Source organism: Bradyrhizobium yuanmingense, from assembly GCF_029167105.1.
GTDB lineage: Bacteria > Pseudomonadota > Alphaproteobacteria > Rhizobiales > Xanthobacteraceae > Bradyrhizobium > Bradyrhizobium yuanmingense_A.
This window is the reverse complement of sequence record NZ_JARFML010000027.1, coordinates 92,245-111,282: the sequence shown is the minus strand read 5'-3', so window position 1 is coordinate 111,282 and position 19,038 is coordinate 92,245. Positions and strand designations below refer to the sequence as shown.

Below are 19,038 nucleotides of genomic sequence, written 5' to 3'. Positions count from 1 at the left end.
AGAATTCTCAAGCGCAGGGCGCTGGTCCAGATAGCGGCAGCTATAAAGGGCATTGAGGCGATCGAAGCGGCTTACGGTAACGGTTAGGGTAACACCCGGTAACGCGATCAGCCGGCGTCGAGAAAATCTAATGAAAACAAAGCCGAATGGCGCGCCCGGAACGATTCGAACGTCCGACCCTCAGATTCGTAGTCTGATGCTCTATCCAGCTGAGCTACGGGCGCGTGTTTCGCAAGCAGCGCGGGCGGGGCCCGCAAGCAGCCCCCGGCGGAGCCGGAGGGGGTGCGAAAGAGCGCTCTGACTAACCGCTCTTGTCCCGATTGGCAAGGTCCGGGAGGGGGAGATTTTTGCGGGGCGATGACGGTCTATAGGGTCATTCCGGGGCTCGCGGAGCGAGAACCCGGAATCTCGCGCCCAAACCTCGGGATTCCGGGTTCGGCACTTCCCGCCGCCCCGGAATGACGTCTGGCTCGGCCGCTGGCCGACTATGCCCTCTGGCGCTCGTTGCGGATGGAGAGCAGTTCCACGGGACGGTCGGGGATGACGATGCGGAAAGTGGCGCCGATGGTGCCTTCGACCAGGTGGATCTCGCCGCCATGGGCGCGGACCAGCTCGGCGGCGATGGCGAGGCCAAGGCCGCTGCCGCCGGGGCGGCCCGAGGTCTGGAAGGCCTCGAAAAGGCGCTCCCGGGTCTTCGGGGGAACGCCAGGGCCGGTGTCGGAGACCTCGAGAATCGCGACGGCGCCTTCGCGCTTCCCGGTGATCCGGATCTGCTGCACGCGCCCCTCACCCGCCGCATGGCTTTCAAGCGCCTGGGCGGCGTTGCGGACGAGGTTGAGCAGGACGCGGAACAGCTGGTCGGGGTCGGCATCGACCGCAAGCCCGCGCTCGATCGCAGCGACCCAGGCGATCGAGGCCTCGTTGGCAAGCCCCGCGGTCTCCCGCACCTCCATCACCACAGGCTCGATCAGGACCATGCGGCGGTCGGGCGCGGCCTCCTGCGCGCGGCCGTAGGACAATGTCGACTGGCAGAAGGCGATGGCGCGCTCGAGCGAGCGCACGAGCTTGGGCGCAAAGCGCTGTACGCGCGGATCCGGCACGCTGGCGAGCTGATCCGACAGCAGCTGGGCCGAGGCAAGCAGATTGCGCAGATCGTGGTTGATCTTGGAGACCGCAAGACCGAGGGCGGCGAGCCGGCTCTTCTGATTCAGCATCGACATCAGGTCGCGCTGCATGTCGGACAATTCGCGCTCGGCCACCCCGATCTCGTCGCTGCGCTGGCTCGGCACGATGATGCCGGCCGAGCTCTCGGGATTCTCGTGGAAGCCGACCAGGCTCGCGGTCAGCCGCCGCATCGGCCGTACGAAGAGATAATGAAGCGCGAGGTAGACGAGGCCCGCCGTCAGCACCGCGATGATCAGCGCGACCACGACGAGGTTGCGGGAGAAGCGGTACATCTGCTTCCGCAGCGGCAATTCGTCGGTGACGATCTCGATGAACTGGGCATTGCCGACCCCGGGGCCGACGATGCGGATGGCCTGGTTGCCGGTCTCCAGCATCATCCGGAACGAGCCGGTGATCGCCTCCCAGGCCGTCATGTCGCGCAGATCGATGTCGTGCTCGATAGCGGCGGGAAGGTTGTCGCTGGCGAGCAGCCGGCGCTGCTGGCCCATCTTGATGGCGACGGCGCGGGCATTGATGCTCTTCAGGATCTGCCGCGACAGCGAATCGGGGACCATGCCGAGCGGCGCCGCATCCAGCACCAGCGCCGCGGTGTTGGCGGCCGCGACGCGATCATTCAGCCGGTTGACCCAAAAATTCGCGATGGCTGGCACGTAGAGCAGCACCGCGGCGATCATCACCAAGGGAATGGTGAGCAGCAGCAGCTTGCCGGACAACCCGAGCCCGCGCGAGCCGCGGGGCCGCGTCGCCGGCTGGTCTGGCTGATCCAGATCCTGGATCGGCTGGCGATCTGTGGCTGGCACGAAACTCGCCCCTGTTGGCCTTGGCTGATGGAGGATGCGACCCGACCGATGTCCGGTCAAATTACGGATCGCTAATCTGCCGAGGTCGGATGTAAGCGCTGATAGCGCGAGTCGCCACCTCAAGGGTTAAAAACGCCGCGCAAACAGCGATATTCACCACAATCGCGCGCTTGTGCGGCGTTGACGAAGACAAGGCGCTCCCTTATAAGCCGCGCGAATTGTCCGCGATGACCCGGTGCGACACCGGGAGCGGCTCTCTTGGGGCCGAAAAGGGCCCGTTTTGGGCCGCATCTTCCGGACTTTACCATCAATTCTACAGGCAAATTGCCCGGTCAGCGGAGAAAAACCCGTGAAGCGGACTTATCAACCCAGCAAACTGGTGCGCAAGCGCCGTCACGGCTTCCGCGCCCGTCTCGCCACTGCCGGCGGCCGCAAGGTTCTCGCCGCCCGTCGCGCCCGCGGCCGCAAGCGTCTGAGCGCCTGAGCCGGACCCCCTTTTTGGGATTTCATCATGGATCGGCTGAGGCAGCGGGCGGATTTCCTCGCCGTTGCCAATGGCGCGCGGGTGAATAGTCCCGCGTTCGTCCTGCAAAGCCTTGACCGGAAAAGCCTTGGCCGCGACGATTCCGGCCCTGTCAGGATCGGCTTCACCGTCACCAAGAAGAACGGCAACGCCCCCGAGCGCAATCGCATCCGGCGCCGGTTGCGGGAACTGGTGAAGCGGCTCGATCCGACATCGATGCAGCCCCACCATGATTATGTCCTGGTCGGACGAAGGGACGCGCTCTCGCGCGACTTCGCCACCATGCTCGACGATCTGCGCATAGCGTTCACGAAGCCCGCGCGGCATACGGCCAAAGCGCGCGGCCACAGGCCGGGTCACGCCGCAGCGACCAGCCGCAAACCGGATTGATGACGAGACAATCGAGATGACCGACAATCGCAATACCATCCTCGCCGTCATTCTGTCCGGCCTGGTCCTGATCGCCTGGCAGTATTTCTACAACGTGCCGCAGATGGAGAAGCAGCGCGCTCAGCAGCAGGCGCAGGCCGAGCTCCAGAAGACGACGCCGCAGCCGACCGCCTCGGCAACGCCGGGCAGCGCGCCGCAGCCGGGCGGTGCGGCCCAGCCGGCGACGCCGGCTGCGAGCCAGCCCCAAGCGGTCGTTTCCCGCGAGACCGCCATTGCAGCTAGCCCACGCGTCAAGATCGAGACGCCGCGGATCGCCGGCAGCATCTCGCTGAAGGGCGGCCGCATCGACGACATCGCGCTGGTGCAATATCGCGAGACGGTCGATCCGAAATCGCCGCCGATCGTCCTCTATTCGCCGTCGGGCACGGCGGAGCCCTATTACGCCGAGTTCGGCTGGGTTGCAGCGACGGGCGTGACGGCAAAGATGCCGGATGCCCAGACCGTCTGGCAGCAGGAGGGCAGCGGCAGCCTGACGCCGTCGACGCCCGTGGTGCTGAAATGGGACAATGGCGACGGCCTGACCTTCCGCCGCACCATCGCCGTCGACGATCATTATCTCTTCACCATCAAGGACGAGGTGAGCAATGTCGGGAACGCGCCCGTCACGCTCTATCCGTTCGCGCTGATCTCGCGCCACGGCGCGCCGCATGTCTCCGGCTACTATATCCTGCATGAGGGCCTGATCGGCTATCTCGGCGAACACAGGCTGCAGGAATATGCCTACAGCAAGATCGACGAAGCCAAGCAGGTGAACTTCAAGGCCACCAATGGCTGGCTCGGCATCACCGACAAATACTGGGCCTCCGCGCTGCTGCCGGATACCAACGCCCAGCTCCAGGCGCGTTTCTCGTCGAACCCGGTCGGTAAGGTCCATACCTACCAGACCGACTATCTGCTCGACCCCGTCACCGTCGCGATCGGCGGCACCGCGACGACCAACGCGCGGCTGTTCGCAGGCGCCAAGGAAGCCGGCGTGGTCGGCATCAACTTCCCGCTCGCAGGCCTCGGCGGCTACAACAAGGCGCTCGGCCTCAACCAGTTCGACCTGCTGATCGACTGGGGCTGGTTCTACTTCCTCACCAAGCCGATGTTCCTCGGCCTCGACTTCTTCTTCCGCTTCTTCGGCAATTTCGGCGTCTCGATCCTGCTGGTGACCGTGATCGTGAAGCTGTTGTTCTTCCCGCTGGCGAACAAGTCCTACGCCTCGATGGCGAAGATGAAGTCGATCCAGCCGCAGCTTTTGGCGCTGAAGGAGCGCTATCCCGACGATAAGGTGAAGCAGCAGCAGGAGATGATGGAGATCTACCGCAAGGAGAAGATCAATCCGGTCGCCGGCTGTCTTCCCGTGCTGATTCAGATCCCGGTCTTCTTCGCGCTCTACAAGGTGCTGTTCGTCACCATCGAGATGCGGCACGCGCCGTTCTTCGGCTGGATCAAGGACCTCTCGGCGCCGGATCCGACCAATCTGTTCAATCTGTTCGGGCTGATCCCGTTCGATCCGACCACGATTCCGGTGTTCGGCTATTACCTCGCGCTCGGCATCTGGCCGATCATCATGGGCATCACGATGTGGATTCAGATGAAGCTGAATCCGACGCCGCCGGATCCGACCCAGCAGATCATCTTCAACTGGATGCCGCTGATCTTCACCTTCATGCTGGCGGGATTCCCGGCGGGCCTCGTGATCTACTGGGCCTGGAACAACCTGCTCTCGGTGGTCCAGCAGGGCTACATCATGCGCCGCAACGGCGTGAAGGTGGAGCTGTTCGACAACATTCGGAACTCGTTCAAAAAAAAAGTGACGACTGAGGCGACGTAAGCGTCATTGCGAACTGAGCTGCCTCCACGTCGTCATGCCCGGGCTTGTCCCGGGCATCCACGTTTTGGAAGCTTGCTCCGTGAAGACGTGGATGACCGGGACAAGCCCGGCCATGACGCGAGGATAGACTTTCAGATGACCGACAAGTCAGACGACAAGCTGATCGAGGCCGGGCGAAAACTGTTCGCCCGCGACTGGCAGTTCATCTGGGCCTCGCCTTCGATCGAAACGCTGCCGCCGATGGCGGGGCTGGAGATCGCCTTTGCCGGGCGCTCCAATGTCGGCAAGTCGAGCCTGATCAATGCGCTCACGGGCCGCAACGCGCTGGCGCGCACCTCGCATACGCCGGGCCGAACCCAGGAGCTGATCTTCTTCGAGGTCCCGGGCAAGAATGACCTGCGCCTCGTCGACATGCCTGGCTACGGCTATGCCAAGGCGCCGAAGAGCCAGGTCGCGTCCTGGACCGAACTGATCCACAAATTCCTGCTGGGACGCGCCAGTCTCGCGCGCGTCTACGTGCTGATCGACGCGCGGCACGGGATCAAGGATGTCGATCTCGAAGTGCTGAAGACGCTCGACCGCTCCGCCGTCAGCTACCAGATCGTGCTGACCAAGGCCGACCAGGTGAAAGTTGCCGAGCTGCAAGCACGCATCGCCGAGACCGAGGCCGCATTGGCAAAACACCCGGCCGCGTTCCCGACCGTGCTCGCGACCTCGTCGCGCAGCGCGACCGGCATGGCCGAGCTTCGCGCCGCCATGGCGAAGCTCCTGGAAGAGCGGGCCTCGTGATGCCAGCGCACCGCCTGCTGATCGGGCTTGCCGGCTTGATGGGCGCCGCCGGCGTCGCGCTGGCCGCCGCGTCCGCCCATGGTGCCGACGCGAGTCGTCTTGCCTCCGCCAGCGCCATGCTGCTGTTTCATGCAAGTGCCATACTTGCGACCATCGCCTTGCTCACGCGCGGCCTTCTGCAAGGCGGAATTGGGCTCGTGGCAGCGTTCGGCTTCGCGACCGGCGCCGCGCTGTTCGCAGGCGACCTCACCTTGCGGCAATATGCCGGGCACGCGCTGTTTCCGATGGCCGCGCCGACGGGCGGGATGGTGATGATTGCGAGCTGGCTGGCGGTAAGCGTGGCGGCGGTGGCGGCGAGGAAGTGATGCTGTCTTCCTTCTCCCCTTGTGGGAGAAGGTGGCGCGAAGCGCCGGATGAGGGGTCTCTCTCAACAGAGGTGCGCGCGGAGAGAACCCCTCACCCGTCTCGCCGCTATGCGGCGAGCCACCCGCTCCCACAAGGGGAGAGGGAAAGAAACCACACTTTGCGCCCTGCCCGCCAATCGGATAGAACGCGCACCATTCGACCCGCCAGCGAGACCCGCGACATGACCGACATCTCTCCGCTCGACCAGGCCCGCATCCTGTCCGAAGCGCTGCCGCACATGCAGCAATATGACGAGGAAACCATCGTCATCAAATATGGCGGCCATGCCATGGGCGACGAGGAGACCGCGAAGAACTTTGCCCGCGACATCGTGCTCTTGGAGCAGACCGCGATCAATCCGGTGGTGGTGCATGGCGGCGGGCCGCAGATCGCGACCATGCTCAAGCGTCTTGGGATCGTCTCGGAATTCGCCGCGGGCCTGCGCATCACCGATGCCGCGACCATCGAGATCGTCGAGATGGTGCTCGCCGGCTCCGTCAACAAGCAGATCGTCGGCTACATCAACGAGGCCGGCGGCAAGGCGGTGGGCCTGTCCGGCAAGGACGGCAACATGGTGAAGGCGACCAAGACGACGCGCACCATCGTCGATCCGGACTCGCACATCGAGAAGGCGGTCGACCTCGGCTTCGTCGGCGATCCTGAAAAGGTCGACCTCACTTTGCTGAACCAGCTGATCGGCTACGAGCTGATCCCGGTGCTGGCGCCGCTCGCGACCTCCAAGGAAGGCCAGACGCTGAACATCAACGCCGACACCTTTGCAGGGGCCGTCGCCGGCGCACTGAAAGCCAAGCGCCTGCTGCTGCTCACCGACGTACCCGGCGTGCTCGACAAGTCGAAGAAGCTGATCCCGCAATTGTCGGTGAAAGACGCGCGAAAACTGATCGCCGACGGCACCATCTCCGGCGGCATGATCCCGAAGGTCGAGACCTGCATCTACGCGCTGGAGCAGGGCGTCGAGGGCGTCGTCATCATCGACGGCAAGATGCAGCACGCGGTGCTGCTCGAGCTCTTCACCAATCAGGGCACGGGCACGCTGATCCATAAGTGATGCGGAAGCGCGAGCAGCGGAAGAAGGTCGTCATGCCCGGGCTTGACCCGGGCATCCGCGGCTCTCCGCGCGCGCCGCTGCACGTGGATGGCCGGGTCAAGCCCGGCCATGACGAATGGAGAGAGCGACAAGCCCACCGCTCGCCGCTCACCCGCTTCCTGATGACGCTGCCTGCCGCAACTGTCTCCTTCTTCTTCTCCTCGGCGCCGGCGATCGCCGACCTCAAGATCTGCAACCGCATGTCCTATGTGGTCGAGGCCGCGATCGGCATCGACGACAAGGCGGCCACCGCGACGCGCGGCTGGTTCAGGATCGATCCCGCTGCCTGCCGCGTGGTGGTGCAGGGCACGCTGACCGCCGACCGCATCCTGCTCAACGCGCGCGCGCTCGGCCTCTACGGCGCGTCCCCGATCCCGCAAAGCGGCAACGACATGCTGTGCGTCGCGCAGGACAATTTCGTCATCGCCGCGGCGCGGCAGTGCCGCAGCGGCCAGACGCAGGTTCCCTTCACGCAGGTGACGCCGACGCAAAGCCCGGACGGCAACCTCGTCGCTTATCTCGCCGAGGATTCCGAATATGACGACGAGCAGGCGCGCCTCGCCGGCATCCAGCGGCTCCTGGTGATCGCAGGCTACGACGCCGCGCCGATCGACGGCGTCGACGGGCCGAAGACGCAGAGCGCGCTGGCCGCCTTCCTGAAGAGCCGCGGCTTGTCGTCGGACATCGTGGGCTCGCAGAACTTCTTCAAGACCATGGTCGATGCGGTGCAGACACCCTCCGCGACCGGCCTCACCTGGTGCAACGACACGCCGCACAAGGTGATGGCGGCGATCGCGACGGACGACGGCAAAGCGGTGACCAGCCGCGGCTGGTATCGCATCGATCCCAAGACCTGCCTGCATCCCGATGTGACCGGCCAGCCGAAGCAGATCTTCAGCTTCGCGGAAGCGGTCGACGCCGACAACCGAATCGTCAAGCTGAAGGACAAGCCGCTGAACTGGGGCGGCGACAGGCAGCTCTGCACACGCGAGACCAAGTTCGAGACCAGCGACCAGACCGATTGCGGCGCGCGCGGCTTTGCGCCAACGGGCTTCGGCGCGGTAGACATGTCGAGCGGCGGCAAGACGCTGCGCTTTGCCGTACCGTGAGCGAGAGACTTGCGATGAGCACACCCCGCAGCTTCAGCCATGTCGACACCTGGGTGTTCGACCTCGACAACACGCTCTATCCGCATCACGTCAATCTGTGGCAGCAGGTCGATGCGCGGATCGGGGAGTTCGTCTGCAACTGGCTGAATGTCGGCCCGGAGGAAGCGCGGGCGATCCAGAAGGACTATTACCGGCGCTTCGGCACCACGATGCGCGGCATGATGACCCTGCACGGCGTCTCCGCCGACGACTACCTCGCCTATGTCCACAGGATCGACCACTCGCCGCTGGAGCCGAATCCGGCGCTTGGCGCGGCCATCGCAAAGCTGCCAGGCCGCAAGCTGATCCTCACCAACGGCTCGGTCGACCATGTCGATGCGGTGCTGGCGCGGCTCGGCTTCGCCTCGCATTTCGACGGCGTGTTCGACATCATCGCCGCCGAGTTCGAACCGAAGCCGGCGGAGCAGACCTACCGCAAGTTCCTCGGCCAGCATGCGGTCGATCCGACCCGCGCCGCCATGTTCGAGGACCTCGCCCGCAACCTCACCGTCCCGCACCAGCTCGGCATGACCACCGTGCTGGTGGTGCCCGACGGCACCAAGGAGGTGGTGCGCGAGGACTGGGAGCTGGAAGGCCGCGACGCCGCCCATGTCGACCACGTCACGGATGATCTGGCGGGGTTTTTGGCGGGATTGTCATCACAATAACCGCTGTCGTCCCGGGGCGCGAAGCAAGCCCGGGACGACAGTGGAGTATGCCTTGACTCCACCCCTGCAAATCCCGAAAAAGCGCTCCAATTCCCGCGAAAACCACGCGCTCCCAGAGGAAATCACGATGTCCCTTGCAGCCCTCGAATCCACCATCAACAGCGCCTTCGACGCGCGTGACGGCATCTCGACCTCGACCAAGGGCGAGGTGCGCGAGGCCGTGGACCAGGCGCTGGAGACCCTGGACAAGGGCGAGGCCCGCGTTGCCGAGCGCGGCAGCGACGGCAAGTGGAAGGTCAATCAATGGCTGAAGAAGGCCGTGCTGCTGTCGTTCCGCCTCAACGACATGGACGTCATTGGCGGCGGCCCCGGCAAGGCGAGCTGGTGGGACAAGGTGCCCTCGAAGTTCGAAGGCTGGGGCCCGAACCGCTTTCGCGATGCCGGTTTTCGCGCGGTGCCGGGCGCGGTGGTGCGCCGCTCGGCCTTCATCGCCAAGAACGTCGTCCTGATGCCGTCCTTCGTCAATCTCGGCGCCTATGTCGATGAGAGCACGATGGTCGACACCTGGGCCACCGTCGGCTCCTGCGCGCAGATCGGCAAGCGCGTGCACATCTCGGGCGGCGCCGGCATCGGCGGCGTGCTCGAGCCACTGCAGGCCGAGCCCGTCATCATCGAGGACGATTGCTTCATCGGCGCGCGCTCGGAAGTCGCCGAAGGCGTGATCGTGCGCAAGGGCGCGGTGCTGGCCATGGGCGTGTTCCTGGGTGCCTCGACCAAGATCGTCGACCGCGAGACCGGTGAGGTCTTCATGGGCGAAGTGCCGGAATATTCCGTCGTGGTGCCCGGCGCGCTGCCCGGCAAGCCGATGAAGAACGGCCAGATCGGCCCGAGCACCGCCTGCGCCGTCATCGTCAAGCGCGTCGACGAGCGCACGCGCTCCAAGACCAGCATCAACGAGCTGCTGCGGGATTGATGCTAGGCGAGTAGCGAATGGCGAGCGGCGAATAGCGGCCCGCACCCTACTCGCCATTGGCTATTCACCATTCGCTGCTGGGATCGAACCCACCCTCCCTGCATCGCGACCAATCTTCGGGCGGCCCCGGTCCGCCCGGAGCCGCTCGCATGCGCTGGACCTGGTACCTTTTCCGCTTCGACGGGCGCATGGGCCGCGCCGGGTTCTGGTGCAGCCTGATCTTTGTCCTCTGCAGCATGATCCTGCTGCTCTTGCTCTCGCTGAGCGTGATGTCCGCGCTCGGCAGCGAGGTCAAATCCTTCAATCTGAATGCCGAGGACGTCTTCAAGATCGTCGATCCCGCGACCTATCGATGGTCGCTGCTGGACAATGTGCCGGTGCTGCTGCTCAAGGTGGTCGCAACCGCATTGACGCTCTGGATCGATCTCGCGATCATGGTGAAACGCCTGCATGACCGCGACAAGAGCGCGTGGTGGCTGCTCGCCTATTTCGTGCTGCCGGGGCTGTTCAAGCAGTTTGCAGAACGTCTTCCGGACACATATTGGATACTGCCGCTCGCGCTCGCCAGCATGGTCTTGCCCCTCTGGGGCTTCATCGAGACCGGTTTCCTGCGCGGCACCAAAGGACCCAATCGGTTCGGCCCCGATCCGGCGGCCGAGGTCGCTTCCGCATCGTCGCGGGCGGGACAGGGCTGGGACCAGAGCCGCGAGATCGAAATTGTCCCGCCCAGTGCTAGCCCACCCAGCGGCATGCATGGTAAGCGGGGCGCATGACCGATGCTCTCTCCATTGCCCGCGACCTGATCCGTTGCCCCTCGGTAACCCCGGCCGATGCCGGCGCGCTCGAAGTGCTCGCAAGAATCCTGGGCGCTGCCGGCTTCACCTGTCACCGCGTGACCTTCAGCGAGGAAGGCACCGCCGACGTCGACAATCTCTACGCTCGGATCGGCACGGACGGTCCGCACATCACCTTTGCCGGCCACACCGACGTGGTGCCGCCCGGCGACGAGAGCGCCTGGAGCGTCGGCGCGTTCTCCGGCGAGGTGAAGGACGGCGTGCTGCATGGCCGCGGCGCGGTTGACATGAAGGGCGGCATCGCCTGCTCGGTCGCCGCGGTGCTGGAGCATCTCGCCGCCAACGGCGGCAAGCCGCGCAGCGACGGTTCGGGCTCGATCTCGTTCCTGATCACGGGCGACGAGGAAGACGTCTCCATCAACGGCACCATCAAGCTGCTCAAATGGGTCGCCGAGCGCGGCGAAAAATTCGACCATTGCGTGCTCGGCGAGCCTTCCAACGTCGAGGCGCTCGGCGACACCATCAAGATCGGCCGGCGCGGCTCGCAGTCCGGCACGCTCGTCGTCGACGGCGTGCAGGGCCATGTCGCCTATCCGCACCGCGCCTCCAATCCGGTGCCCGACATTTCGCGGCTGATCGTTGCGATCACCGACGAGCCGCTCGACCATGGCAGCGCGCAATTCCAGGCGTCCAATCTCGAATTCGTCTCGGTCGACGTCGGCAACAAGGCCTTCAACGTCATTCCCGGCGAGGCCCGCGCAAGATTCAACATCCGCTACAACGACAACCACACCCAGGCGAGCTTGCGTGAATTGGTGGAGGCGCGCCTCGCCAAGGCCTGCGGCAACCGCATCAAGGCCCGCATCGTCTGGGAGCCCTCGAACTCGAACGTGTTCGTGACCAAGCCGGGTCCGTTCACCGATCTCGCAGTGTCCGCGATCGAGGAGGTGACGGGACGCAAGCCCGAGCTGTCGACCTCGGGCGGCACGTCGGATGCGCGATTCATTTCCTTCTATTGCCCCGTGATCGAGTTCGGCCTGGTCGGGCAGACCATGCACCAGATCGACGAGCGCGTGCCGGTGTCGGATCTGGAGAAGCTGACCAAGGTGTATCGCGGGATTTTGACGCGATATTTTGGGTGAGGCACTACTCGCCGCCCAACCCACCGCCGTCATGCCCGGGCTTGTCCAGGGCATCCACGTTCTTTGCCGCGCCTGATAGAAAGAACGTGGATGGCCGGACAAGCCCGGCCATGACGCCCGTTGCCGCATCAGGCCCTAATAATCCACCTTCATCAAATACAGCCCCTCGGGCGGGGCGACGATGCCGCAGGCGGCGCGGTTGCGGGCTGCGAGTGCGGCGGACAGATCGTCCGCGGTCCAGCGGCCCTCGCCGACCCAGACCAGGGATCCCACCATCGATCGCACCTGGCTGTGCAGGAACGAGCGTGCCGAGGTGATGACGTTGATCTCGCGACCGTCGCGAATCACGTCGAGCTGGTCGAGCGTCTTCTCCGGCGATTTGGCCTGGCACTCGGTGTCGCGGAACGTGGTGAAATCGTGCTTGCCCAGCAGGCGCTGCGCCGCCGCATGCATGGCGTCCGCATCGAGCTTGCGCGGCACGCGCCAGGCGTGGCCGACGTCGAGCGCGAGATTGGCGCGGGTGTTGACGATGCGATAGCGGTAGTGGCGCTTGACCGCCGAGAAGCGCGCTTCGAAATCGTCGGGCACGATCTCGGCTTCCAGCACCCCGATCGGATGCGGGCGCAGATGCGCGTTGAGCCCGTCGCGAAAACGGCCCGGCGGAAACTGCTTCTCGACGTCGACATGGGCGACCTGGCCGCGCGCATGCACGCCGGCATCGGTGCGGCCGGCACCGTGCACGCGCAGATCCGCCCCGGTCATCGCCTTCACGGCCGCCTCGAGCGCGCCCTGCACCGACGGCAGCGTGTCCTGCACCTGCCAGCCGAAGAATGGCGCGCCGTCATATTCGATCGTGAGCTTGTAGCGGGGCATCTATCCGATCTTGTCCGGTGTCATTGCCAGGCTTGACCCGGCAATCCATCGCCGAGGAACGAGTCTTGTGAGAAGATGGATACGCGGGTCAAGCCCGCGTATGACGCGTTGGTTAGCTGAACTTCGATCCCGACTTCAACGGCACGCCGCGCAGGAAGTCGGCGGCCTGCATGCGGGCCTTGCCCTCGCGCTGCAGCTCGATGATGCGGATGGCGCCGTCGCCGCAGGCGACGGTGAGGAGATCGTCGAGCACCTCGCCAGGAGTGCCGGAGCCCTTGGCCAATTCGCAGCGCAGGATCTTGACGCGTGCATTGTCGAGCTCGGCCCAGGCGCCGGGGAACGGCGAGAGGCCATGGACGTGGCGCAGCACCGCGCGCGCCGGCTTGCTCCAGTCGATCCGCGCCTCGGCCTTCTCGATCTTGGCGGCGTAGGTGACGCCGTCCGCGCTCTGCGTCTTGAGCTGGAGCCCGCCGCGTTCGAGCGCGGCCATAGCGCGCACCATCAGGTCGGCGCCGAGGCGCGAGAGGCGATCGTGCAGGTCGAGCGCGGTCATGCTGTCCGTGATCGCGATGCGCTCGGCCATGGCGACGTCACCGGTATCGAGGCCGACGTCCATCTTCATCACCATCACGCCGCTCTCGGCATCATCAGCCATGATGGCGCGGTTGATCGGCGCGGCGCCGCGCCAGCGCGGTAGCAGGGAGGCATGCAGATTGTAGCAGCCGAGTTTGGGCGCATCGAGGATCGCCTGAGGCAGGATCATGCCGTAGGCGACGACCACGGCCGCATCAGCCTCAAAGGCGCGAAATTCTTCGAGGGCCTCCTGCGTCTTCAGCGTCTTCGGCGTCAGCACGGGAATGCCGAGCTTTCGCGCCGCTTCCTCGACCGGGGTCGGCTGCAATTGCAGGCCGCGCCGCCCGCCCGGCTTCGGCGCGCGGGTGTAGACGGCCGCGATCTCGTGGCCATGCGCGACCAGCTCGAGCAGCGTCGGCACGGAGAAATCGGGCGTGCCCATGAAGATGAGGCGGAGGGGCATGTAGCTACGTTCGGTGAGAGTTCTGGTTCTCCGTCATGCCCGGGCTTGTCCCGCCTGCGGGGCCGAAGCCCCTTCGGCGCGGCGAAGGCCCGGGCATCCACGGTCTTTGCGACTCAGCAAGCAAGGCGTGGATGGCCGGGTCAAGCCCGGCCATGACGACCTGACAGAGCCGAGCCCTACTCCGCCGCGCGCTTGGCGGCTTTCTCGAACTTCTTCATGACGCGGTCGCGCTTGAGCTTGGACAGATAGTCGACGAACAGCACACCGTTGAGATGGTCGATCTCGTGCTGGATGCAGGTGGCGTAGAGGCCTTCGGCATCCTCCTCATGCACCTTGCCGTCGAGGTCGGTGAAGCGCACGCGCACTTTCGCGGGCCGCTCGACCTCCTCGTAATATTCCGGGATCGAGAGGCAGCCTTCCTCGTATGTGGAGAGCTCTTCCGAGGATGCGATAATCTCCGGATTGATGAAGACCCGCGGCAGCGGCTTGGTCTCGCCGTTCTCGGCGCGCTTGGCGAGGTCCATCGTGATCAGACGCAAGGGTTGCGCGACCTGGATCGCCGCCAGCCCAATGCCGGGCGCGTCGTACATGGTCTCGAACATGTCGTCGGCAAGCTTGCGGATCTCCGCCGTGACCTTCTCGATCGGCTTGGAGACCAGGCGCAGCTGCTTGTCGGGCAGGATGATGATTTCTCTGAGGGCCATGGCCGCGATTTAAGCCGCGCGCCGGATGCGGTCAATGCGGCGAGGAACCCGTTAACCCCTCGCTAACCATAAAACTTCACCTTTCATTAACCATGAAAATTAGGGGTCAGTTAACCCAGCATGTTCTCTCTTCGTTCGCGCCAGACTACCGAATCGGCTAGAAGGGCTGGCATGAACGAGATCATTGTCATGCTGGGCGACTGGCCGGTGCGCATCGTCGATGCGCTGATCGGCTTCGGTGCGCTCGTCCTCATCCTACTGGTTGTGATTGCGGTCGTGATCGCGCGCTCGGGGCGGCGTGGCGCGGAACTCGCCATGGCGAACGCGATCCGGGCCGACGAGCTCGAGGAGCGCCTCGCCCAGGTGCTGCACGCCCAGAGCGAGGCCTCGGGGCGGGTCGACGCCATGACCCAGGCGCTGGCGGGACGCCAGGCCGAGATGGCGCGGGCGGTCAACGAGCGGCTTGATTCGGTGACGCATCGGGTCGGCCAGTCCATGGAACATTCGACCCGCAACACCATGGAGAGCCTGCGCGCGCTGCATGAACGGCTCGGCATCATCGACAACGCGCACAAGAACCTCACCGACCTCACCACGCAGGTGACCACTCTGCGCGACGTGCTCGCCAACAAGCAATCGCGTGGCGCCTTCGGCCAGGCGCGGATGGAGGCGATCGTCCAGGACGGTCTGCCCAAGGGCTCCTACGAGTTCCAGTTCACGCTCTCGACCGGAAAACGGCCGGACTGCGTCGTGTTCCTGCCCGACCAGCGCCCGCTCTGCATCGACGCGAAGTTTCCGCTGGAGGCGATGACGGCGCTGCACGACGCCCGCACCGACGAGGAGCGGCGCGTTGCCACGCAGCGGCTGCGCGGCGACGTGATGAAGCATGTCAGCGACATCGCGGAAAAGTATCTCGTCACCGGCGAGACCCAGGAGATGGCGCTGATGTTCGTGCCGTCGGAATCGGTCTATGCCGAGATCCATGACGGATTCGACGACGTGATCCAGAAGGCCTATCGCGCCCGCGTCGTGCTGGTGTCGCCGTCGCTGCTGATGCTCGCGATCCAGGTGATGCAGCAGATCATGAAGGACGCGCGCATGCGCGATGCCGCCGACCAGATCCGCACCGAGGTGATCAAGCTCGGCGACGATTTGGGACGCCTGCGCGACCGCGTGGTCAAATTGCAGAAGCATTTTTCCGACGCGAACGAGGACGTCCGCCAGATCCTGATCTCCGCCGACAAGATCGAAAAGCGCGCAGGGCGAATCGAGGAGCTCGATTTCAGCAAGAGCGACGCACCGGAGGCACCGCGCCTGGTGGCGACGGGAGCGGCGGAGCTGTTTCCGCGCAAGCTCCAGGCGGGGGAGTGAGATTGGGGCACACTGTCATGCCCCGCGAAGGCGGGGCATCCCGTACGCCGCGGCGGTTGCGATCGAACCGAGACGCTGGTGGTTACTGGATCGTCCGTCCCAGTGCGCAATTGCGCACAAGGCGGACGATAAGGGCGGTGAGATGGTCACATGGGTGCACGCCTTTACTACGTCTACATTCTCGCCAGCCGAATTGGCGGCACGCTCTATATCGGCATGACGAACGATCTCGTCCGCCGAGTGGCGCAGCACAAGTTGAAGGTCATCGAAAGCTTCACCGAAAAGTATGATGTCGTTCGGCTGGTCTACTTCGAGCAGTTCGATGATCCCGAGAACGCGATCAGGCGGGAGAAGCGGCTGAAGAAGTGGAACAGGGCCTGGAAGGTCCGCTTGATCGAGCAGCATAACCCAAACTGGGATGATCTCTATCCTGGCATAGCCGGACCACCGTAAGGTGGTCATACCCCGCGAAGGCGGGGTATCCAGTACGCCGCAGCAGTTGTGATTGAACCGAGACGCCGCGGAATACTGGATCGTCCGCCTTCGCGGACGATGACACCGAGAGGGTGGAGAGAGCATCCGCCCCACTGAGCTCGCAAAGAGTCATTTCCCCCAGAATCTGCTAACACCCCCCCATGACCGCACCCGACACGACCTCCCCCGCGGCGACTTCCGCCGCCTCGCCCTCCTGGCGCGATAGCCTTGCCGTTTACCTGCAGCCGCGGGTGCTGATCGTGCTGTTTCTCGGCTTCTCCTCGGGGCTGCCGCTGGCGCTGTCGGGCTCGACGCTGCTGGTGTGGATGGCCGAGGCCGGGGTCGATCTTGGAACGATCGGGCTGTTTGCGCTGGTTGGAACACCATACACGCTCAAATTCCTGTGGGCGCCGCTGGTGGATGCGCTGCATGTGCCGTTGTTCACGCAGTCCTTCGGACGTCGCCGCGGGTGGCTGGTGTTTGCGCAGCTGTTGCTGATCGGTGCGATCCTGCTGCTCGCGCTGACCGATCCGGCACGTTCGCCGCTGCTCGTCGCGCTCGGCGCGCTGCTGGTCGCGACGATGTCCTCGACGCAGGACATCGTGGTCGACGCTTTCCGCGTCGAGAGCCTCCCCGAAAGCGAACAGGCCGCCGGCATGGCCGCCTATGTCGCCGCCTATCGCATCGGCATGTTGGTGTCGACCGCAGGCGCCCTGTTCATCGTCACCGGCTTCGAGGCGATCGTCCCTCGTGGCGCCGCCTGGATGTGGGGCTATGTGGTGATGGCGGCTCTGGTGCTGATCGGCACGGTGACTGCGCTCGCCGCCACCGAGCCCGCACAATCCGCGCGCGCCGAGGCCGCCACGCAGGACGAGGGCGCGCTCACGCGCGTGTTCCATGCCGCACTGGGCGCGTTCTCGGAATTCCTGCGACGCAAGGAAGCATGGGTCGTGCTCGCCTTCGTTGTGCTGTTCAAATTCACCGACGCGTTTTCCGGCAACATGACCGTGCCGTTCGTCATCGACATCGGCTTCACGCGGAACGACTATGCCGTGATCGTCAAGGGCGTCGGCATCGTCGCGACCCTCGCCGGCGGCTTTGCCGGCGGCTTTGTGGCCCGGCGCTATTCGCTCGCGACCAGCCTGTGGATCGGCGGCATCGTGCAGGCGATGTCCAATTTGTCGTTCTCGTGGCTGGCGCTGGTCGGCGTCAACGAATGGGCGCTGACCCTTGCGATCACCTCCGACAATTTCTGCAACGCCATCGGCACCGTGATCTTCGTCGCCTATCTCTCGGCGCTGTGCCAGAACCCGCTGCACACTGCGACCCAATATGCGCTGCTGACGGCGCTCGCCGCGGTAGGACGAACCTATTTGTCATCGGGCGCAGGCTATCTGGCGAAAGCGACGGGCTGGCCGATGTTCTTCGCGATCTCCGTCCTCGTCGCCATCCCGAGCCTGATGCTGCTGGCGTATTTGCAGAGGCGCGGGCATTTCGAGGCGCTGGGACCGGTGCGGGTGTGACGCCAACATCTCTCCTCGTCATTGCGAGGAGCTCTTGCGACGAAGCAATCCAGACTCTTCCCGCGGAACTTTTTCTGGATTGCTTCGCTACGCTCGCAATGACGGCGGAGAGCGCGAGCCGCGCCCCTACTGCTTCTTGATCAGGCTCCACTTGGTGATCACGGCCTCGCTCATCTGGCCGGGATCGCTGGCGCAGGCGACCTCGTCCACCTTCACGGAGATCTCCTTGCCGACGAAGGATTTCAGCTGGGCGGCCTGCGCCTCGCTGGAGGTGACGAGCTGGAACGTCTCGGGGCCGGTTTCGAGATTGCAGAGCCCGTTCGGCGGCGGCAGGCGGCGCGGTTCCGACGTGATCTGGTAGGTCGCGACGCGCTTGCCGTTCTTGACGTCGCGCACCTTCATCGCGTTGAGCTCGCCGGAGAGCACGTCGCCAGTGTTGATCGGCTTGCCGGGCTTGGACGGGGGCGGCGTCTCGCCACCCTGCTGCGCTGAGATGGCCGGGCTCACCAGCACCGTCATCATCGCGACCAAAGCGAAGCGTGTGGCGAAAAGTTTCGTCATGTCGTCCGTTCCGTAAAGTCTGGAGGAGGATTCTTGTTTTGACGCGTTTTCTTCACGCGAACCGGTATCCACTTCGCTCGAAAACGCTCTAGAACAGGGTGCGCTGCCGCATCGCAGCCGATAGCGTACCTTCGTCGAGATAATCAAGCTCGCCGCCGACGGGAACCCCGTGGGCGAGCCGCGTCACCTTCACATTGGCGTCCTGAAGCAGATCGGTGATGTAATGCGCCGTGGTCTGGCCGTCCACCGTCGCATTCAGCGCCAGGATGATTTCGTGCACCTGCGAATCATGGGCGCGCGCCACCAGCGCGTCGATGGTCAGATCCTGCGGGCCGACGCCGTCGAGCGGCGACAATGTCGCGCCGAGCACATGATAGCGCCCCTGGGTCGCATTGGCCCGCTCCAGCGCCCAGAGGTCGGCGACGTCGGCGACGACGACGATGATGGCGGGATCGCGCTTCGGATCGGTGCAGACGGTGCAGGGATTTTGCGTGTCGATGTTGCCGCAGGTCTTGCAGACCTGGACCTTATCCAGCGCCACCTGCAAGGCGCTCGACAACGGCATCATCAGCGCTTCGCGCTTCTTGATCAGATGCAGCGCCGCGCGCCGCGCCGAGCGCGGACCGAGGCCCGGCAGCCGCGCCAGCAGCTGGACCAGCCGCTCGATCTCGGGACCTGCAACGGCGCCCATT

At 64.9% G+C, this 19,038-nt stretch carries 20 protein-coding genes and 1 tRNA gene; 14 read left to right on the top strand and 7 right to left on the bottom strand.

The window, feature by feature from the left end; genetic code table 11:
* Positions 1-147 precede the first annotated feature (147 nt).
* Positions 148-224 (bottom strand) — tRNA-Arg (locus P0R31_RS29320).
* A 261-nt stretch (positions 225-485) separates the two neighbouring features.
* A complete protein-coding gene (locus P0R31_RS29315) occupies positions 486-1,985 on the bottom strand; it encodes a HAMP domain-containing sensor histidine kinase (RefSeq protein ID WP_275517901.1) in 1,500 nt (499 codons plus the stop codon).
* A gap of 349 nt (positions 1,986-2,334) precedes the next feature.
* Between P0R31_RS29315 and rpmH the strand changes: the two genes are divergently transcribed.
* The 11 genes from rpmH to dapE all read left to right on the top strand — a co-directional run bounded on the left by rpmH (position 2,335) and on the right by dapE (position 11,804).
* Positions 2,335-2,469 (top strand): 50S ribosomal protein L34, encoded by a 135-nt coding sequence (gene rpmH, locus P0R31_RS29310; protein ID WP_008542748.1) that lies wholly within the window; start codon positions 2,335-2,337, stop codon positions 2,467-2,469.
* A 27-nt stretch (positions 2,470-2,496) separates the two neighbouring features.
* Positions 2,497-2,898, top strand: a complete 402-nt coding sequence (gene rnpA, locus P0R31_RS29305; RefSeq protein ID WP_271505536.1) for a ribonuclease P protein component — start codon at positions 2,497-2,499, stop codon at positions 2,896-2,898.
* Between the two features lie 16 nt (positions 2,899-2,914).
* A complete protein-coding gene (gene yidC, locus P0R31_RS29300; protein ID WP_275517899.1) occupies positions 2,915-4,777 on the top strand; it encodes a membrane protein insertase YidC in 1,863 nt (620 codons plus the stop codon).
* A 135-nt stretch (positions 4,778-4,912) separates the two neighbouring features.
* Positions 4,913-5,566 carry a ribosome biogenesis GTP-binding protein YihA/YsxC gene (gene yihA / locus P0R31_RS29295; RefSeq protein ID WP_275517898.1) on the top strand — a complete coding sequence of 218 codons (654 nt, stop codon included), beginning with the start codon at positions 4,913-4,915 and terminating at the stop codon, positions 5,564-5,566.
* Entirely contained in the window at positions 5,566-5,931 is a 366-nt protein-coding gene (locus tag P0R31_RS29290; RefSeq protein ID WP_275517912.1) for a DUF423 domain-containing protein, read from the top strand. The genes yihA and P0R31_RS29290 overlap by 1 nt, the downstream gene beginning before the upstream one ends.
* 221 nt (positions 5,932-6,152) lie before the next feature.
* Complete coding sequence (gene argB, locus P0R31_RS29285) at positions 6,153-7,040, top strand: acetylglutamate kinase (RefSeq protein WP_130363552.1); 888 nt, start codon at positions 6,153-6,155, stop codon at positions 7,038-7,040.
* A 161-nt stretch (positions 7,041-7,201) separates the two neighbouring features.
* Entirely contained in the window at positions 7,202-8,188 is a 987-nt protein-coding gene (locus P0R31_RS29280) for a DUF1036 domain-containing protein (RefSeq protein WP_275517911.1), read from the top strand.
* 14 nt (positions 8,189-8,202) lie between these two features.
* Positions 8,203-8,895 (top strand): pyrimidine 5'-nucleotidase, encoded by a 693-nt coding sequence (locus P0R31_RS29275; protein WP_275517896.1) that lies wholly within the window; start codon positions 8,203-8,205, stop codon positions 8,893-8,895.
* 127 nt (positions 8,896-9,022) lie between these two features.
* On the top strand, positions 9,023-9,868 hold the full coding sequence (gene dapD / locus P0R31_RS29270; RefSeq protein ID WP_157283364.1) for a 2,3,4,5-tetrahydropyridine-2,6-dicarboxylate N-succinyltransferase: 846 nt from the start codon (positions 9,023-9,025) through the stop codon (positions 9,866-9,868).
* Positions 9,869-10,017: 149 nt separating this feature from the next.
* Positions 10,018-10,641 carry a DUF805 domain-containing protein gene (locus P0R31_RS29265; protein ID WP_275517895.1) on the top strand — a complete coding sequence of 208 codons (624 nt, stop codon included), beginning with the start codon at positions 10,018-10,020 and terminating at the stop codon, positions 10,639-10,641.
* Positions 10,638-11,804, top strand: a complete 1,167-nt coding sequence (gene dapE / locus P0R31_RS29260) for a succinyl-diaminopimelate desuccinylase (protein WP_275517893.1) — start codon at positions 10,638-10,640, stop codon at positions 11,802-11,804. The genes P0R31_RS29265 and dapE overlap by 4 nt, the downstream gene beginning before the upstream one ends.
* A gap of 135 nt (positions 11,805-11,939) precedes the next feature.
* On the opposite strand, the gene truA is transcribed toward dapE, so the two are convergent.
* The 3 genes from truA to def form a co-directional block, all read right to left on the bottom strand.
* Positions 11,940-12,677 (bottom strand): tRNA pseudouridine(38-40) synthase TruA, encoded by a 738-nt coding sequence (truA, locus tag P0R31_RS29255; protein WP_275517892.1) that lies wholly within the window; start codon positions 12,675-12,677, stop codon positions 11,940-11,942.
* A gap of 112 nt (positions 12,678-12,789) precedes the next feature.
* Positions 12,790-13,713 (bottom strand): methionyl-tRNA formyltransferase, encoded by a 924-nt coding sequence (fmt, locus tag P0R31_RS29250; protein ID WP_275517890.1) that lies wholly within the window; start codon positions 13,711-13,713, stop codon positions 12,790-12,792.
* Between the two features lie 176 nt (positions 13,714-13,889).
* On the bottom strand, positions 13,890-14,417 hold the full coding sequence (def, locus tag P0R31_RS29245) for a peptide deformylase (RefSeq protein WP_275517888.1): 528 nt from the start codon (positions 14,415-14,417) through the stop codon (positions 13,890-13,892).
* Between the two features lie 171 nt (positions 14,418-14,588).
* Between def and P0R31_RS29240 the strand changes: the two genes are divergently transcribed.
* From P0R31_RS29240 to P0R31_RS29230, 3 genes are all read left to right on the top strand, one after another.
* Positions 14,589-15,788: a DNA recombination protein RmuC gene (locus tag P0R31_RS29240; RefSeq protein ID WP_275517886.1), complete on the top strand. Its 1,200-nt coding sequence runs from the start codon at positions 14,589-14,591 to the stop codon at positions 15,786-15,788.
* Between the two features lie 150 nt (positions 15,789-15,938).
* Positions 15,939-16,241, top strand: a complete 303-nt coding sequence (locus tag P0R31_RS29235; RefSeq protein ID WP_275517885.1) for a GIY-YIG nuclease family protein — start codon at positions 15,939-15,941, stop codon at positions 16,239-16,241.
* 182 nt (positions 16,242-16,423) lie between these two features.
* Positions 16,424-17,785 carry an AmpG family muropeptide MFS transporter gene (locus tag P0R31_RS29230; protein WP_275517883.1) on the top strand — a complete coding sequence of 454 codons (1,362 nt, stop codon included), beginning with the start codon at positions 16,424-16,426 and terminating at the stop codon, positions 17,783-17,785.
* A gap of 126 nt (positions 17,786-17,911) precedes the next feature.
* Here P0R31_RS29230 and P0R31_RS29225 read toward each other — a convergent pair whose 3' ends face one another.
* Complete coding sequence (locus tag P0R31_RS29225; RefSeq protein ID WP_275517881.1) at positions 17,912-18,346, bottom strand: hypothetical protein; 435 nt, start codon at positions 18,344-18,346, stop codon at positions 17,912-17,914.
* 88 nt (positions 18,347-18,434) lie between these two features.
* Complete coding sequence (recR, locus tag P0R31_RS29220; RefSeq protein ID WP_036026497.1) at positions 18,435-19,037, bottom strand: recombination mediator RecR; 603 nt, start codon at positions 19,035-19,037, stop codon at positions 18,435-18,437.
* Position 19,038: the final 1 nt, after the last annotated feature.

What these genes read in the sequence shown, in the direction of transcription:
- rnpA (WP_271505536.1), top strand. Translation starts at nt 2,497, where the DNA reads ATGGATCGGCTGAGGCAGCGGGCGGATTTCCTCGCCGTTGCCAATGGC.
- yidC (WP_275517899.1), top strand. Translation starts at nt 2,915, where the DNA reads ATGACCGACAATCGCAATACCATCCTCGCCGTCATTCTGTCCGGCCTG.
- yihA (WP_275517898.1), top strand. Translation starts at nt 4,913, where the DNA reads ATGACCGACAAGTCAGACGACAAGCTGATCGAGGCCGGGCGAAAACTG.
- P0R31_RS29290 (WP_275517912.1), top strand. Translation starts at nt 5,566, where the DNA reads ATGCCAGCGCACCGCCTGCTGATCGGGCTTGCCGGCTTGATGGGCGCC.
- argB (WP_130363552.1), top strand. Translation starts at nt 6,153, where the DNA reads ATGACCGACATCTCTCCGCTCGACCAGGCCCGCATCCTGTCCGAAGCG.
- P0R31_RS29280 (WP_275517911.1), top strand. Translation starts at nt 7,202, where the DNA reads ATGACGCTGCCTGCCGCAACTGTCTCCTTCTTCTTCTCCTCGGCGCCG.
- P0R31_RS29275 (WP_275517896.1), top strand. Translation starts at nt 8,203, where the DNA reads ATGAGCACACCCCGCAGCTTCAGCCATGTCGACACCTGGGTGTTCGAC.
- dapD (WP_157283364.1), top strand. Translation starts at nt 9,023, where the DNA reads ATGTCCCTTGCAGCCCTCGAATCCACCATCAACAGCGCCTTCGACGCG.
- P0R31_RS29265 (WP_275517895.1), top strand. Translation starts at nt 10,018, where the DNA reads ATGCGCTGGACCTGGTACCTTTTCCGCTTCGACGGGCGCATGGGCCGC.
- dapE (WP_275517893.1), top strand. Translation starts at nt 10,638, where the DNA reads ATGACCGATGCTCTCTCCATTGCCCGCGACCTGATCCGTTGCCCCTCG.
- truA (WP_275517892.1), bottom strand. Translation starts at nt 12,677, where the DNA reads ATGCCCCGCTACAAGCTCACGATCGAATATGACGGCGCGCCATTCTTC.
- fmt (WP_275517890.1), bottom strand. Translation starts at nt 13,713, where the DNA reads ATGCCCCTCCGCCTCATCTTCATGGGCACGCCCGATTTCTCCGTGCCG.
- def (WP_275517888.1), bottom strand. Translation starts at nt 14,417, where the DNA reads ATGGCCCTCAGAGAAATCATCATCCTGCCCGACAAGCAGCTGCGCCTG.
- P0R31_RS29240 (WP_275517886.1), top strand. Translation starts at nt 14,589, where the DNA reads ATGAACGAGATCATTGTCATGCTGGGCGACTGGCCGGTGCGCATCGTC.
- P0R31_RS29235 (WP_275517885.1), top strand. Translation starts at nt 15,939, where the DNA reads ATGGGTGCACGCCTTTACTACGTCTACATTCTCGCCAGCCGAATTGGC.
- P0R31_RS29230 (WP_275517883.1), top strand. Translation starts at nt 16,424, where the DNA reads ATGACCGCACCCGACACGACCTCCCCCGCGGCGACTTCCGCCGCCTCG.
- P0R31_RS29225 (WP_275517881.1), bottom strand. Translation starts at nt 18,346, where the DNA reads ATGACGAAACTTTTCGCCACACGCTTCGCTTTGGTCGCGATGATGACG.
- recR (WP_036026497.1), bottom strand. Translation starts at nt 19,037, where the DNA reads ATGGGCGCCGTTGCAGGTCCCGAGATCGAGCGGCTGGTCCAGCTGCTG.